The following is a 14,537-nucleotide window of genomic DNA, read 5'->3' as shown; positions in this document are numbered from 1 at the left end:
GACCCAGGCCGGCTCAGGAACGATGGCGACGTGCGGTCGAGAACGGCAAGGCGCCGCGGACGGGAGAACCAGACATGCGCCCTAACCACCATTGATGCCCGCTAGGGCTACCTCACGCTCCCGCTCGGCGCGCTCATTGCCGGACGCGACACTGTGGTCTCCTTTGACCATCTGAGCAGTCGCGGACCGGACATCATCCCACCAGGCCCCGACAGTCGCGCCCGCCGATCGGAGCTGATCCGCCTGGCGCTCGGCGTATCGTCGCAACTGCCGACGGGTGTCCTCCCCGGCTTGCGGGGCGAGCAGGAGCGCGACGGCCGCCCCTATGACGGCCCCGCCGGCAAAGCCATACCATACTGCGGGCGTCTGGTACCATCGGTCACCGTTGGATTCCATGCTGCACCTCCTCGTTAAAGTGGATCGCATCGTGCGCCCTTCTTAACCCAGGTCGCCGATTTAGTCACTCAGACCTAGGTGTATTTATCTGTCATATTTTTCCTTACTTCTTTGGTCGCCACCGCTCGCCGTAGAGTACGGATGGCTACGCGCTCGTCTCGCCTCCGCGTTCTTGGACCATCAATCCGCCGCACTGCCGGCAGCGGTCTTCTCCCGGAGAGAGTTGACTTGTCTGCACAAGAAGACGAGTATCCGGGCCGTCAATGCCGCGCGGTGTTGAACATATCATTTTGCGGGTACTCGTCGGATCGCAGGCACATGGATTGGCCGGCGTGGAGAGTGATGCCGACTACCGCGCCGTCTTCGTTGTCCCGACCGTGGAGATGTTCCGGTTGGATTTCAAATTGCCCGGGCCTCGCTGGGCCAAGGGCGGGGCCGATGAAACATCATGGGAAGTGGGATCGTTTCTCTCCCTGGCCGTCCAGTGCCAACCATTGGTCTTGGAAACGTTCATGGCGCCGGTCGTCATGATGGATGAGTGGGGCGCGGACCTCCGGGCGCTGTTTCCCGCCGTCTGGTCGCCGACGCGTGCCTTCGACGCATTTACCGGGTACGCGGTCAATCAACGGACCAAGTTCTTGGAGAAGAAAGACGGGCGGCCCGCAAAGTACGCTGCGACCTATATCCGGACACTCTATAACCTCTGCGAGCTATTGGAGGCGGGGCGCTTTTCGATGCACATTGCGGACACGGCGATCGGTCCCACGATCGCCCGATTGCGCGAAGGGAAGTTCCACACCGGGGAAGTCATCGATCTTGCAGAACATTGGACCGCGGAAGCGGTAAAACGGCTCGAGCAGTGCAATCATCAGCCGAATATTGATGCCATCGACGAATTCCTCATCCGCCTTCGGAAGGGATTCCTGAGGCCCTAGAGGGAAACACGGCGGCGCAGACTTTACCAACAAACCCCGCTCCCATGGGGGAGTCCCCGGCCTGTCGACTCGCCGAGGTTCTATCCGCTAGCCCAGCAGGTCCCTGACTTTTTCGGCGATCGTCTGGTTGGTGAGGCGACGATCATCAATTGATCCGAGTCGCGGTGTGCCTCGCACAAACCCCCGCGCTTCAGGCCGGCGATGATCTGGTCCGGTCGGGATTCATCTGGCAAAAGCGCGATGGGGCGGGCACGGACAGGTCCGCCTACAGTTCATCACCGTTCCTGCCGAAGACCAATTCCCGCTTTTTGCCCGCCATACGCTGTGGTTGCTCGACCGCTGAAAGTGCTCTGCCTCGCAGCGCCCTTCCGTGATCGTCGTCATTCCGTGAGCCGCGTCAGCGGACCCGAGGCCTCGGCCTCCATCCAGATATGTCCCCGTCGGTTCTGTTGATAACAGGCTTCGTCGCGCTCCCTGCAGAACGGGCGCTCTTTTCCGTACGACACGGTCTCGACCGCAGCCGGGTCGATCCCCAACTCGCTGAAGTACTGCTCGATGGCGGCTGCGCGCTTCTCGCCGAGGACCAAATTATACGCGGCACTGCCCCGCTCGTCGCAGTGACCTTCGACGACAATGCGCTTCACCCGCGCATTCTTCACCGTGCCGGCGTTTGTGTTCAGGGCCTGTTTGCCGGCGTCGTCGATGGTCACGCTGTTGAACCGAAAGAAAACGTCCTCCAGGGGAAGCATGATCATGGATGTCGCTCCCCCGTGTCCCGGTCCCGCCGACCGGCCGTCGGGCCGCTGCGCGATCGTCACTTCCTCCGGCTCGATCTTTCCGTCCCTCGCAGAGGCTTGCGGCCGCGCGAGTGAGGGAAGAGCTTCGGCCGGCGACTCTTGCGCCGCCGCCTCATCAAAGTTCTCGATCGGCTCAAGTGGAGACGGCTCACCGACGGACGATTCGCCGGGAACTGCGCGCCCCCCGCTCCGCTCCCGACGCGCATCCTGGGCGACATCGTGATTGCCGCGTGGAGATTGCTTGGCCGTCATCTGTTTCGGCGGCGATAAGGCGGGCTCATGGGTGGCTTGCGTCCGATTGCCGCGTGGCTGACTCCCGTCATTCTGATCGATTGGGAACGGCGCGCAGGCGGCCATGATGCCAAGCGAAAGAGAGAGTGCGCGCGTCAGATTCTTTGAAGTCGCGTGTCTCATAACCTCACCCCCTTCGGGGACTGCTTTAGCAAGTGAGAGGCCCGGAAGAAAGCACCGGATTGCCGTGATCTTGCCGATTCGACGTCTACTGTGTCTCCCACAACAGAGGAACAAATGCTCCACGTGTCACATTATCTCCGCCGTAGTAGTCTTTCAGAATGGCAAGGTGCCGGCCCGCTGACATAGCGAGTCGGAGCAACAACGTCAGCCGCCATGCGCGCGGCTGACAGCGGCCCTACTCCATCTCGACTTCTCGTGCGATGTCGTGTCCGTTACACACGAGCATCTCGCTCGGAGGTGGCTCGTGCGTTCGGTGCAGCGACTCTACATCGTCCTCCCGTGCCTTGTCACCGTTCTTCTGTTCGCACCTGTCTCATTCGCACAGACCTTGGAAGCGGTGATCCCGATCCTGGGCATCAGCACCGGACCGGACGGGCGCGGTCTTGTGACCTATGCCTCGGTGCTCGTCGAGAAAACCGAGGCAGTGCAGTCGTTCGAAGCCGCCTTCGCGGATCAACCCGGGCGGTTCAGTGAAGAAGCCAAGACCGCCGTGCTCACCGCCATTCATCGCACGGCGGAACATCTCGGGGTGGCGTTGACCCGGGTCCGGGCGACCTTCCGCGCCATCGATCCCAATACGATCATCTACGGTCATAGTCTGTCGGCCATTATGGCGCTCACGACGATCGCGCTCGTGGAAGGTCATGTCCCGACGGCGAACTGCGCGGTGACGGGGACGATTGAATCGGACGGGCGTCTTGGCGGCGTGGGCCACATCACGGAAAAAATCGCGGCCGCCGCGGCCGCCCACTATTCACGCATCTTGGTTCCCGATCATCCCGCCACGTATGAGACGGACTGGAGAGCGCCGTTTCTTATCCAGGTGTCTCCCCTGCGAACGATCGCTGAAGCCTACGCCGAATTCACCAAACCGATGCTCGAGTTCGTCACGCACACTGTCGCGGCCGAGCGCGAAGATGCGACTCCGCTCTTGTCCGACACCGCCGCCCGCTAACCGTTCCACCCAATCTTCGGATTATTCCCGCGTCTCTACCGTACCTTGTATCACCGCACGGCGTCGTAAAAGCGTTGGCGACTTAGCCTGCAACGTGTAGGGGTAATGCCGATATTGTGCTTCTTCTTATTCCTACATATCATTTGATCCGTCTTTACTGCTCACGCCGTTGTATGACACACGATCGATCAGCCCGCCCGACACGCACGATTTAGACTTCAGGAGGTGTTGAATGCGACATCGGACGCTCATGCTGTCAGCAGTCGACGCAGAGGACTTTGAGAATCAGTGGGTGCGGAGCCCACGTGGCACGGAGCGACACCCGCTGCTGCTGTCGGCGTGCGCGTCCTTGAAATCCAAACGAGGCTCGTGTGGCACGCCGTTGCCGGCTGATGTGATCGCCCGTCTTCATTGGCAGAGCGGTCAAGCGTAGCGATCGATTGCACCGGAGGGGAGCCGAGAATGTTGTCCTTGCCGCGCCGCAAATATCCCGCAATGATCGAAGTGAAGGAACGAGAGCCGTTGGAGGAGTTACTCTCCTGCCTGGGTCAGGTGAACAGCCGTCTCAGCGATGAGACGACGATTGAACTCTTGCGGCTGTTGGCGGATGTCCCCGGTGATCTCCTCCCTATCTTGGCGGCCCAGTTGCCCGACCGGTTCGCGTGGCTGGTGTTGTACCATCCGCACACACGACCGGCCGAGACCATCCGAGGCTTGGAGTGCCTCCCGTATCAGGACGTGCATTGCCGTCACCTCATGACCGCGTCGATCACGCCATCCATGATCGAAGAGGTCAGCCGAGGCATCCGCGCCCTCGGCTCGGTCGTCTGATGCTTGCCGTCCTCAACCATCAGGTTCCGCTGACCGTCCTTCCGGACGATGGTGACCTTCATCGTTATCTCGATGACTTTCTCTGTGTCCCCGGACACCGCCATGTGTCCGTGGAGTTATGGGACGCGTTGTACGCGTTGTCGCGTGCCATCCAATTGTGGCGATTCACCGGCTTCCACCCGCGTCAATGGGAATGCCAGACCGTGATCGCGAGTCTGCCCTCGCAGGAGTCAGGGGCGCTCCTTCGGTACGCCCACGACATCTGGTCCTGGGCGCGGGCTGATCACGATCGGCAGCGCTTCGCCGATCAATTCTGGGGACTGACATTGAAATACTTGGGGGCCAGCGATGCGCCCCATCTCGGCTTGCCGGAGTTATGTGCACTCATCGAGACCGCGCTGGAACTTGCCCCTCCGTTTCTCGCCGTCGTGCAGCCGGATCCCGAGGCGCTCGAGTATGTCACCGTCGATGATTTCGACAAGCTCTTCCAAACCGTGTCCCTCTAGCCGCACGTCCGCGTGCTCGTGGTCGTACGCGCACCGCGTGTGGAGCCGACGGTAAGGGCACACCTAACGCGCGGAGGCGTGCTTGCACCGTCGGTATTCGGCACGCTGAACAAGAGTCGTTCGGGTTTTCCTCACGGGCTGTTCTACTCCCCCGGTTCCCCGCATCAGTCTCGTGTAAGCGCCTCCCTGTCGATCGAAGCGTGACGGGATGTCGTGATCTCAGGGGCATACAGGCCTCAGGGGCATACAGGCCCAGATAGTTGTGATAGGGGAAGGGGGTCGTGCCGATTGTTTACGAGGTACGGCACTACCCCATGCTCTCTACCGCAGAGATCGCATCGCCGGGCTGACCCGTCATCCCGAACGATCATGTTCCCTGCGCGCCTGACTCAAATCCTGTCTGAGATCGACCCCACACGAAGCGCACGACTCGTGAAACGATCACTCGTCGCGAGCATTGCCGTGATCTTTCTGCTGGATGTACTCACGCCGCTCGGGGTGGCACTCCCGGCACTCTACGCGCTCCCGATCTTCCTGGCATCTCTGTTGTGCCATTTGGAGCATGCCTTCTTTCTTGCCGTCGGGGTGACGGTTCTCACCTTCCTCGGTTACCTCTACTCCCCGACGGGGACGGATCCATTGATCGGTGACGTCAATCGCATCATCGCGACCCTGCTCACATGGGCGTCTCTCTTTGCCGGCTGGCTTCTGGGAGGCATCCACCGAGCAATCAAGGCCTCGGATCACACCCGCCACGAATAGGCCGCCTCGCCTTTCATCCGCCACCATACATCCAACCCAGTGGATGGGCCGTAGTAGGGACAGAGCAGCGGCGGACACCATCCCATAGAAAGGAGACACGATGAAATTCATGCTCACATTCAGGTTACTCCCTGAGAAGCGCGACCAAGCGATTTCGCGATTCATCAAGACCGGAGGACAACCGCCGAGGGGCGTCAAGCTGGTGGGACGTTGGACGAGTGCCGATACCAGCGAAGGCTTCGACCTCGTCGAGACTGACGACCCCAAGGCGTTGACCGAGTTCGCCTTGCAATGGAGTGACCTTCTGTCGCTCAATGTTGTGCCGGTCGTCGATGATGCCGAGTTGAGCGAGGTGTTACAGAGAAGGGGCTAGAAGCGCTGGCAGTTGGCGCTTCATCTCTGAGCCGACCGCGGTGATACGTGCCGCGTCGTTCGACGCGCCACGCATCACCGCACACTTCTGTTTGCCGCGCACGCGCTTGTCGTCGTGATCAAGAGAGCTTCGGAACATCGTCCAACAGCAGACGGTCGCTTGCCGCACGGTTGCGCGCCTGCCCCGTATCCTTGTCAAAGAATGCAATGAAAAACGCCAGCGCGGGACTGGCACTCCGTCATGCGGTAGTGCTAGACATACCGCAAGTCCTCATCGCATTCCTCATAGGAGTCTTGGTCCATGATCCGAGTGCTGCTCCTCCTGCTGTCCATCGCGCCGGGAAGAGAAAACAAACGATGGAGTGGAGACGTTGACGCTCCTCCTTGTCAGCGGTCAGGCACTGGCAGTGGCCGGGCCGGTGCCCACCGGCAAAGAGCTCGACGTGCTCGACGCGGCGGGCCTCCAAGTGCAGCTCATCGAGCAGCTCTTGGCCCGTGCCTATCCAGGCGGCCCATCCTCCGTAAAAGGGCACGAACGAATTGCGCTGAAGGAGAGTAAGGAGCCGATTCGAATCGGGACAACCGGCGCGAAAGGCTACTTCTCCGCCCCCTGGCGACTGTCCGGCGAGGCCAAGGAGTTGGCGGATCAGAAGATCGGCTTTGAGCTCCGTTTCTCGTTTCGCGCGGCGGACGCGAAAAAGAAAACTCAGACGTTGATGTTTGCGGGCATCTGGCACCGGGATGCGAAAGCACCGACGTTCGATGACCGCCTCCCGCTGCAAGGCTGGCACATCTTTCTCCTCGGTACACGGGCGGGTCAATCACGGCAAGAGTACGCCGCCGTGCGAACGGACGATTATCCCACCGTTGGAGCGCTGCGGGAGGCGCTGGAGAAACAGCGGTAGGTAATCGCCATCGTCTTCAGGGTGGACCGGACCGCTGAGAGGGAGGCTGGTCGGCAACCAGACCTGCGGCCGGTCGGTGCGCTGCGCGAGGCGAGGCTAAAGTGGGTGAAGCGACGGACAGGCATGAGCCCCTCGCCGGCATTTTCTATCGAGCGGTACCGTACCGCCGCCATCCGGCGAGGGCCGCGACGCCGGAAGCGAAGAGCCACAGCGATGTGGGTTCCGGAATCGTCTGACCGCTCAGCGAAAAGGCGGCATTAAACGTCGGAGCCGGCGAGCCGCCGACAATATCCGTCCCGATTCGCAGCCAGTCCGGATCCAAGAAGGCATCACGCGTCCAGCTCTGCAAGTCCGGCGCAAAGGGTGTTCCCGGCGCGATGATCGGCCTCGGCGCCGACAGCCACAGGAACTCACCGCCGTTCACCTGCACCTGCGGCACAAAGAAATAGTGGTCCGCCGCCAGCGTCAACGGTGCCGTAAACGTGATGTCGAACATGACTTCGATCCCTGTGGCCGGACCGTTACCGCCCGTCGTTTGATTCGGGAGCGGATGGATGCCGCCCGGCAGGATCGTATTCAAGACACTGAAACTCCTGTTGAGCGTCGTCACCGAAAACGCCAACTCTCCGGCAACGCTGTCACGGCTCGCGACTGCGACATCGGACGGAGAATTGACCCGCGTCGGCACCTGCGATGTACTGAACGTCGGCGGGCCGTTGGTACGCGCGACGTTCGAGTCGTTGGGAAAGACGCGATACATCTCGACAATGACTTGCCCGATGTCGGACACCCCGGCGCCCCCGGTCAACAGACCGGTGAACGTCGCGTGGTTGAGCACCGTCGAGGAGGCCAGGACAAAATCATCGGCCGACTCGATTTCGAACTTGCCCGTGCTCTCGGGCCGTGACGCGCTCGCCATTCGGCCATCGGGATCGTTCGTGCTGAATGTAAACACATCAGCTGTAGCAGACGGAGCGAGGCAGGCGATGAGGCTCACACATACCACGGCGGCTAATAGCGTTCGTATCATCATGGGTCTCTCCATGATTAAATTTCGTCAAAGCCTTGAAAACACGATGCCAGCGCGGCTTGGCCTGGCCCATGCGAGAACGGCGGCGATCAAGACAGGCCATGGCGATGAAACAAGGTGCCGCGAGCGAAAAAACGTGCAAGATGATGACCTCGTTCACTGCGCGTGTTTACAAGCCATGGTCTGGTGGGAAGTGACAAACTTTTTTACACGTGATCGGTATTCATTCGAGGCGGTGGAGCGCAAAAACGTCCATATCTCATAGCCGTAGTCACTCTCCATTCTCCATGTCTCGGTTGTAAAATTTTCCGACTGTCGTTGAAGACCTCGCGCCGCCTGATCTGAAGATCGCTGTGTCGGCCGCCGCTTGAACGCCTCTGCGCCCGGTGTTAGCATCTGCCCGTATAACGGAGAGCGGAGAGGCGTACATGCTGATCAAGTCTTACAACGATGTGGCACCGACCGCCTATGAAGGAGTTCCGGACGGTGTCCAGATTCGTGAAATGATCACCGCTCGCGATGGGGCGCCAACGTTTGCGATGCGGGTGTTCGACGTGCAGGCCGGCGCGAGCACGCCGTACCACAGGCATGAATGGGAGCATGAGGTCTATATCATTTCAGGGACTGGGCGGGTCCGGACGGAAGGAAAAGAGACGGCCTTTCAACCGGGCGATTCAGTGTACATCGCGCCGAATGAACAACATTGCTTCATGGCCGACACGAATGTCGCCGTCCAGATGATTTGCTGCATTCCGTCGAAAGATCGGTGCCGCCTCTGAATGCGCCCCGTCTTCAGCACGGGCCAACGGCGAGCGCCAGTCATGGGCCCTGCTCGAGTTGAAGGACAAGGACGTTCTGTGAGCCTCCAGATCCTTTGTCCGCCCTGACAGGCTACTGCCCGTATTTCTTCCCGTCCGCCTCGGTTTGGTTTCCCATCGCGAAACGTCGTGCCGTCTCACCATCACCGGGCTGACGGTATTCAGATGCTTGTTCTCAATCCCAGGCATTTGCTCCTGCCAGCAGCGCCGCCGCGGCACTCGCGAGGACGCGCAAGCAGGGCCATGGCAGGCCAGCACTGCCGCCACATGACTGTGGGAAATCCTAGTCGTGCAATGAGGTGAATGTAATGCCGGAATTGCCTGATCTGATTGTGTATGTCGAGGCGCTCCAACGGCGCATCGTTGGTCGCCGGCTCGACGGTATTCGGATTGGCGGGCCTTCGCTCATGCGGACAGCCGTCCCTCCACTCACCGACGCGCAAGACAGAGCCGTCCGCGACGTCCGCCGAATCGGCAAGCACCTCGTCTTCGAGTTGGACGAAGAGTTCTATCTCGTGCTGCACCTGATGATCGCCGGCCGGCTTCATTGGCGGTTGCCGCATGCACCCATCCCCGCCCGCACCGGACTCGCCGCGCTCGATTTTTCACATGGGAGTCTCCTGATCACCGAGGCCGGCAGCAAAAAGCGCGCGGCGCTTTATCTGGTCCGCGGCGCCGAGGGGCTGCGAGAATTCGACGCGGGCGGCATCGACCCGCTCACCGTGAATCTCGAGGCGTACCGATCGGCACTGCAACGCGAGAACCATACACTCAAACGCGCCCTGACCGATCCGCGTCTCTTCAGTGGCATCGGCAACGCGTACTCGGATGAAATCCTCCATGACGCTCGTCTCTCTCCACTCGTTCTGACCCGCACGCTGGGCGAGAGCGAGATCGCTCGGCTCTTCGATTCTTCGAAGCGGGTGCTTTCGGGATGGATTCGTCGGCTGCGGCAGGATGCCGGGGAGGGATTTCCCGAGCACGTGACGGCGTTTCGTCCGGGCATGGCGGTGCACGGCCGCTACCGGAAGCCCTGCCCCGTGTGCGGGTCACCGGTTCAACGCATCGTGTACGCGGAGAACGAGGCGAACTACTGCCCGACATGCCAAACGGGCGGACGGCTCCTTGCCGATCGCGCGCTGTCCCGGCTTCTCAAAGACGACTGGCCGCGGTCCTTGGAGGAACTCAGTAAGCGACGAGCCGCACGTGGCATGATCTGACCCCATCGGGATGTATACCCGGCAGGGGACCGGCCGAGCTGCGACTTCACACTCCCCGCCTCCTTCCCGTGTCTGCGCCACACCTCTACGTACTCGGTCGTCACCCGACCGACGTATCGAAAACCACTCTCCCAGCGGATCGTTCCCGTGTCCTGTCTGATCTAGTCTGGTTTGCTACGACTTGAACCATCGACGCGCCTCATGTCGGGGCGCGGAACCTTTCGCCCGGAGGACTCCATGAATCGCCATCGCGCCTCCATGACAGTCTTGCCGCTGGTGCTCTTCGTCTTCCCGTTCTTCACGATCACCCTGGCGTCGGCCGATGACAGGTGGATCGATCAGTTCACGAACACCATGGTGTTCTACCAGCAGAGTGACGCGAACGCCGATTGGCAGCCGTATTTCGACAAGACGACGACGATCCGCAAAGGAATGGCCGCGAACGACGAGGCCGTCGTCCAGCGCGCCGAGGGGGAATTGATTCGAATGCTGACGGCGCGAGAGTATGGGATCAGTGATACGGCCGCCGATGATCTGTTCCAAATGCTCACTACGCGCGACAACGAGTCGTTACACGAAATGCCGGTCAGCGTGCCGGAAGGCGCGATCAACACACCATACGACGGCGGACCGCGCTGCCTGCCTGGCGGGTGTGACTATTGGCGAGATGATGTGTTCGATGCCGGCGCCGGCTGAGTAGAGCGAGGGGTCGCGCTTCTCATGCGACCGGCACTTCCCGGAGCGGTGCCCGGCACCGCTCCGGGCCGCATGCCGGCGAGCGGGAGTAAAAATATGTAGGCCATTCGCCTATAGCCTTTGTTGGTTATCTGAGCTACACGAGGCACCGACCAGGAAGGCTCCTTTGACCTCACCGGCGAAGGGAGGCTGCATGCGGAGGATCACTCTCCCGTTCATCGTCAGCCTCGTGACTCTCGTCGATCCACCCTCGCTCTGTATCTCGGCGCCCCTCACACTCCCAACAAACGACATCGCCGTGCTTTCGTACACCGGCTATGAAACCCGGCTGCCGGCTCCCGGCAACAACAACACGATCGGCATCGGTGATGTCTTTGAAGGGTTGATTCAGTTCCAGACGGTGCGGAATGCGGAGGGAACCGTCGATCTCTCCGCTCAATTTAGCGCGACGGAACTGACCGCGCAGTATCGGTTTCAGGTAATCGGCGGCGGGCCGAACAATCACCTCGAATTCGGAGCCGGGGAGTTCCGCTTGTATGTGGGTACGGGAGCCGCGAAGAATTTCGACGCTTCCGCAGCCGATGCCGTGTCACGTGCCACCGATGGGCAGCTCTGGCTCCGCGTCGCGAACGGCGGCTTTTTTGAAAGCGTGAACGATCCCTTCAACGGGGCGCCGAGAAATCGGGCCTGGCTCGATATCACGGACAATCTGACGGGGTATGACTTGGCCCGAGTGCCGTTCTCCACGTTGCTCGGCAAGGATCCGACCCATCTGTGGCAAGGGATGATCCACGGTGATCATGCCGTGCAAGCGTATTTCGAGGACTTTCCAGGTCCCTCAGACCTCCCCCGGTATTCGTTCAAGATTCATGGCGAGGTCTTGCTGCTCGCGGCCCCCGAGCCCGGGACCGCCGCATTGATAACGGCAGGGCTGGTCGTGCTCGGGCTGCTGGCGAAGAGAAACAGAGGGGCAATCAGGAGGCGTCGCGTTTCACGCGCGACACGCCGCTAAGCTACGATCCTAGAACCTATCTCAAAATCACTCTGCTGCAGTCTGGACAGGGACAGCGGCCCAGCACCATCAGAGGTCCGCGACGCGAAGAATAATGAGCGTCACGCTTGCAGACGCCGGCGAGATGGTGAGCCGGCCGTGTCTTGCTGGCGAACCGCTCAGCGAAAGCGCGGCGAGGACGCTGCTGATTGTTCGAAGCGGCGTTCAGCGAAGCTCGGACGCCGCAAGGCGCACGGCGCGATGAATAAAGAGTGCCGCGCTTGTGCGCGCCGGCGAGATGGTGAGCTGGCCGTACCTGAGCGGCGCACGGTGCGAAGCGTTCGAGCGGTCCATAGGTTCTAGAGTGCGACCGCTGAGGCATCGGGACTGACGTGCCCGCGCTCTGCGACCTGGACCGGAAGCCGGATCGTGAACACCGTGCCCTGCCCCGCTTCACTGGCTACCGCGATGCTCCCGCCGTGCTCCTTGATGATCCCATAGCTGATCGACAGTCCCAGACCCGTTCCGTGCCCCACTTCCTTTGTCGTGAAGAAAGGATCGAAGATGCGCGGAAGGACATCGGCCGGAATGCCACACCCGGAGTCCTCCACCCGAATCTCGACCGTCTCGTCGATCAGTCGGGTCGCGACCACGATGCGTTTCACCGGGGCATCTTTCACCGCATCGCGCGCATTGGTGATGAGGTTCACGAGGACTTGTTCGAGTTGCAGCCGGTTGCCCTCTATCGAAGGACTGTCACCCGTCTCCTCGATATCGACCTGCACTTCGAGCAGCCGCAGCGGCTCGCGCATGAACCGCAGCACCGACGCGATGACGTCATAGATTACTACGCGCTCCCGTTTATGGCCGGCCTTCCGGGCGAACATGCGGAGATGGGTAATGATTTCGGCCGCGCGCGCGACTTGCTGCAAGGCTTCCTGAAGCTCCCGCATCACGGCTTGCGGCGGGCACGATGCCAACGCAAGCTTGTCCAACGCATTGCCGACGTAGAGCGCAATGTTGTTCAACGGGTTGTTGATTTCATGCGCAATGCCGGTCGCGAGTTCGCCCAGGCTCGCGAGCTTGCCGGCCTGAATGAGCTGGTCTTGCTTTTCTTGAAGTTGCAGAAGGGCCGTCCGGAGTGCCAGCTCGGCCTGCTTGCGGTCGGTAATATCGACTTCCAGCCCGTCCCAGATGGTGCCGCCGTTCGGTAAACGGCGTGGACGCGAGCGGTAGTAAAACCACCGCAGTTCCCCCGACGGAAGGCGGCGACGTGCCTCTGCTTCAAACAGTGTGAGCTGGGCGGCCGAGGCCAGGTTGGCCTGCCAGAGCGGTTCGAGATCTTCGGGCAGGATTTGCGCGAACGCCGGGGTCGCATCCTGCCGCAGGGCCTCGGCGCTCAGGCCCGTCGACCTCGTGATGCCGGCACTCACGTAGGGGAAGTAGTGCCGCCCGCCCGGCTCCAAGACGTATTGGTAGATCACCCCGTCGGGCAGATTGTCTCCGAGCGTCCGCAGCAGCTCCTCGCGCTCGCGATAGCGTTCTTGGCTTTCCCGGAGCGCCTCTTCCGCCTGTTTGCGCTCGGTCATGTCCCGGTCGGCCTCGATCACCAGCGTCCGGCCATTTGAGACCACACGCATCTCGCTGTCCACGATGATGCGTTGTCCTGTGGCGGTCGTATGGACCAATTCCCCTTTCCAGTGGCCGTGCGTCTTGAGCGCGGCTTCAACGGCGTCCAGCGACACGGGGAATACCGTATTGAGCAATTCATGGCTGGACCGGCCCTCCGCCGCGGCACGGGAGAAGCTGTATAATTCTTCGGCTCGCCGGTTCCAATAGCGAATTCCTTTGCCCAACTCCCAGGCGAACATCGGATCCGGCGCCATCTCGAGCAACGCCGCCTGCCACTGCAACTCCCCCTTGCTTCGCGTCAGTTCGCTATTGACCGCGACCAGCTCCATCGTGCGTTCCCTGACCCGTCGCTCGAGTTCATCGTGGGCCTCACGGAGCGCGCGCTCGGCCTCCGATCTCGCCGTGTCGTCGATCGCCATGCCGCCGATGAATCGCCGCCCGTCGCGATCCGCAAAGGGAAATTTGTACACGATCCATTCTCGTGTCCGGCCGTCGGATAGCGGCACCAACTCATGGTGCACCATCGGTGCCGATCGCTCGAGCACCTGATGATCGTATTCTTTCGCGACAAAGGCAGATTCCGGCCACAGGTCAAACGCCGTTTTGCCCCGCCAGTCGCGTCCAGCGAGCAGTTGCGCGGTGAGCGGCGCCCGTTCGTTCCAATAGACGAACTCCCCTTTGTCGTTCTTGATGAAGGCCACCGCCGGGCTATGGTTCATGAACGCTTGGAAACGCTCCTCACTCTCCCGCAACGCTCGCTCGGCTCGGATGCGTTCTTCAATTTCGGCTTGGAGCGACCGCATCACGTCGTCATAGTCCTTGGGTGTTGGAACGCGGATCAGCACGGGAAGCGACCGCCACAACAAAATGGCCGCCCCGAGCGAGAGGATCGCCGTGGCGGCCTTCAGCGCGCCGTGGACGGTTGGAAGCGGCGACCAGGCCAGGGCCACGGGGCCGAAGACGAAGGTAAGCCCGCACACGAATAGCACGGCGGCAAAGAGCACGTACACGCTGGGGACGGGTACATCACGTCGTCTTCGGATCAGGAGAATCAGGGCCGGAGGGATAGCGAAGTACGCGAGCGCGATGAGAACTTCGGAGGCGAGATGCAGCCACGCGACGGCCGGATCGGGAATTGTCATCAAGATCTTGCGCCTATTTTCAGGAAGCCACGAGAGGAAGCCTCGCGTAGGCGACTATCCTACTCCTGCGTGCGA

General features: G+C 61.3%; 16 protein-coding genes. 12 read left to right on the top strand and 4 right to left on the bottom strand.

Annotated features, from left to right (window positions below; all coding sequences use genetic code 11):
- Positions 1-81 precede the first annotated feature (81 nt).
- Positions 82-396, bottom strand: coding sequence for a YtxH domain-containing protein (locus AC1U7K_RS15895; RefSeq protein ID WP_480252542.1), 315 nt, complete (start codon positions 394-396; stop codon positions 82-84).
- Between the two features lie 263 nt (positions 397-659).
- Here AC1U7K_RS15895 and AC1U7K_RS15890 point away from each other — a divergent pair, with 263 nt between their 5' ends.
- Entirely contained in the window at positions 660-1,331 is a 672-nt protein-coding gene (locus AC1U7K_RS15890; protein WP_480252541.1) for a DNA polymerase beta superfamily protein, read from the top strand.
- Positions 1,332-1,711: 380 nt separating this feature from the next.
- On the opposite strand, the gene AC1U7K_RS15885 is transcribed toward AC1U7K_RS15890, so the two are convergent.
- Positions 1,712-2,542: an OmpA family protein gene (locus tag AC1U7K_RS15885; protein ID WP_480252540.1), complete on the bottom strand. Its 831-nt coding sequence runs from the start codon at positions 2,540-2,542 to the stop codon at positions 1,712-1,714.
- Between the two features lie 304 nt (positions 2,543-2,846).
- Between AC1U7K_RS15885 and AC1U7K_RS15880 the strand changes: the two genes are divergently transcribed.
- The 7 genes from AC1U7K_RS15880 to AC1U7K_RS15850 all read left to right on the top strand — a co-directional run bounded on the left by AC1U7K_RS15880 (position 2,847) and on the right by AC1U7K_RS15850 (position 6,933).
- Positions 2,847-3,557, top strand: a complete 711-nt coding sequence (locus AC1U7K_RS15880; protein WP_480252538.1) for a S16 family serine protease — start codon at positions 2,847-2,849, stop codon at positions 3,555-3,557.
- Between the two features lie 232 nt (positions 3,558-3,789).
- Positions 3,790-3,990: a hypothetical protein gene (locus AC1U7K_RS15875; protein ID WP_480252536.1), complete on the top strand. Its 201-nt coding sequence runs from the start codon at positions 3,790-3,792 to the stop codon at positions 3,988-3,990.
- A 29-nt stretch (positions 3,991-4,019) separates the two neighbouring features.
- Complete coding sequence (locus AC1U7K_RS15870; RefSeq protein ID WP_480252534.1) at positions 4,020-4,388, top strand: hypothetical protein; 369 nt, start codon at positions 4,020-4,022, stop codon at positions 4,386-4,388.
- The gene (locus AC1U7K_RS15865; RefSeq protein ID WP_480252533.1) at positions 4,388-4,894 is read left to right on the top strand and encodes a hypothetical protein; all 507 of its coding nucleotides are present in this window, start codon (positions 4,388-4,390) and stop codon (positions 4,892-4,894) included. The genes AC1U7K_RS15870 and AC1U7K_RS15865 overlap by 1 nt, the downstream gene beginning before the upstream one ends.
- 432 nt (positions 4,895-5,326) lie before the next feature.
- The gene (locus AC1U7K_RS15860) at positions 5,327-5,656 is read left to right on the top strand and encodes a hypothetical protein (protein WP_480252531.1); all 330 of its coding nucleotides are present in this window, start codon (positions 5,327-5,329) and stop codon (positions 5,654-5,656) included.
- A 100-nt stretch (positions 5,657-5,756) separates the two neighbouring features.
- Entirely contained in the window at positions 5,757-6,029 is a 273-nt protein-coding gene (locus AC1U7K_RS15855) for a DUF3303 domain-containing protein (protein WP_480252530.1), read from the top strand.
- A gap of 370 nt (positions 6,030-6,399) precedes the next feature.
- Positions 6,400-6,933 carry a hypothetical protein gene (locus AC1U7K_RS15850; RefSeq protein WP_480252528.1) on the top strand — a complete coding sequence of 178 codons (534 nt, stop codon included), beginning with the start codon at positions 6,400-6,402 and terminating at the stop codon, positions 6,931-6,933.
- A 145-nt stretch (positions 6,934-7,078) separates the two neighbouring features.
- Here the strand turns inward: AC1U7K_RS15850 and AC1U7K_RS15845 are convergent, their stop codons facing one another.
- Positions 7,079-7,966, bottom strand: a complete 888-nt coding sequence (locus tag AC1U7K_RS15845; RefSeq protein ID WP_480252527.1) for a PEP-CTERM sorting domain-containing protein — start codon at positions 7,964-7,966, stop codon at positions 7,079-7,081.
- A 425-nt stretch (positions 7,967-8,391) separates the two neighbouring features.
- On the opposite strand from AC1U7K_RS15845, the gene AC1U7K_RS15840 reads away from it, so the two are divergent.
- The 4 genes from AC1U7K_RS15840 (at position 8,392) to AC1U7K_RS15825 (ending at position 11,709) form a co-directional block, all read left to right on the top strand.
- Positions 8,392-8,742 carry a cupin domain-containing protein gene (locus AC1U7K_RS15840; RefSeq protein WP_480252525.1) on the top strand — a complete coding sequence of 117 codons (351 nt, stop codon included), beginning with the start codon at positions 8,392-8,394 and terminating at the stop codon, positions 8,740-8,742.
- Positions 8,743-9,089: 347 nt separating this feature from the next.
- Entirely contained in the window at positions 9,090-10,001 is a 912-nt protein-coding gene (locus AC1U7K_RS15835) for an Fpg/Nei family DNA glycosylase (protein WP_480252524.1), read from the top strand.
- Between the two features lie 237 nt (positions 10,002-10,238).
- Entirely contained in the window at positions 10,239-10,697 is a 459-nt protein-coding gene (locus AC1U7K_RS15830; protein WP_480252522.1) for a hypothetical protein, read from the top strand.
- Positions 10,698-10,890: 193 nt separating this feature from the next.
- On the top strand, positions 10,891-11,709 hold the full coding sequence (locus AC1U7K_RS15825) for a hypothetical protein (protein ID WP_480252520.1): 819 nt from the start codon (positions 10,891-10,893) through the stop codon (positions 11,707-11,709).
- A 338-nt stretch (positions 11,710-12,047) separates the two neighbouring features.
- Here AC1U7K_RS15825 and AC1U7K_RS15820 read toward each other — a convergent pair whose 3' ends face one another.
- Complete coding sequence (locus AC1U7K_RS15820) at positions 12,048-14,462, bottom strand: PAS domain-containing sensor histidine kinase (RefSeq protein WP_480252770.1); 2,415 nt, start codon at positions 14,460-14,462, stop codon at positions 12,048-12,050.
- Between the last annotated feature and the right edge of the window lie 75 nt (positions 14,463-14,537).

This window comes from Nitrospira sp. Vd2 (assembly GCF_979581665.1).
The sequence above is the reverse complement of the archived record's forward strand: the minus strand, read 5'-3'. Positions and strand labels throughout refer to the sequence as shown.

Bases quoted from the DNA above. Each gene is read 5' to 3' on its own strand.
- AC1U7K_RS15895 (WP_480252542.1), bottom strand. From the start codon at position 396: ATGGAATCCAACGGTGACCGATGGTACCAGACGCCCGCAGTATGGTAT.
- AC1U7K_RS15865 (WP_480252533.1), top strand. From the start codon at position 4,388: ATGCTTGCCGTCCTCAACCATCAGGTTCCGCTGACCGTCCTTCCGGAC.
- AC1U7K_RS15835 (WP_480252524.1), top strand. From the start codon at position 9,090: ATGCCGGAATTGCCTGATCTGATTGTGTATGTCGAGGCGCTCCAACGG.
- AC1U7K_RS15825 (WP_480252520.1), top strand. From the start codon at position 10,891: ATGCGGAGGATCACTCTCCCGTTCATCGTCAGCCTCGTGACTCTCGTC.
- AC1U7K_RS15840 (WP_480252525.1), top strand. From the start codon at position 8,392: ATGCTGATCAAGTCTTACAACGATGTGGCACCGACCGCCTATGAAGGA.
- AC1U7K_RS15855 (WP_480252530.1), top strand. From the start codon at position 5,757: ATGAAATTCATGCTCACATTCAGGTTACTCCCTGAGAAGCGCGACCAA.
- AC1U7K_RS15830 (WP_480252522.1), top strand. From the start codon at position 10,239: ATGAATCGCCATCGCGCCTCCATGACAGTCTTGCCGCTGGTGCTCTTC.
- AC1U7K_RS15890 (WP_480252541.1), top strand. From the start codon at position 660: ATGCCGCGCGGTGTTGAACATATCATTTTGCGGGTACTCGTCGGATCG.
- AC1U7K_RS15885 (WP_480252540.1), bottom strand. From the start codon at position 2,542: ATGAGACACGCGACTTCAAAGAATCTGACGCGCGCACTCTCTCTTTCG.
- AC1U7K_RS15820 (WP_480252770.1), bottom strand. From the start codon at position 14,462: ATGACAATTCCCGATCCGGCCGTCGCGTGGCTGCATCTCGCCTCCGAA.
- AC1U7K_RS15870 (WP_480252534.1), top strand. From the start codon at position 4,020: ATGTTGTCCTTGCCGCGCCGCAAATATCCCGCAATGATCGAAGTGAAG.
- AC1U7K_RS15875 (WP_480252536.1), top strand. From the start codon at position 3,790: ATGCGACATCGGACGCTCATGCTGTCAGCAGTCGACGCAGAGGACTTT.
- AC1U7K_RS15845 (WP_480252527.1), bottom strand. From the start codon at position 7,966: ATGATGATACGAACGCTATTAGCCGCCGTGGTATGTGTGAGCCTCATC.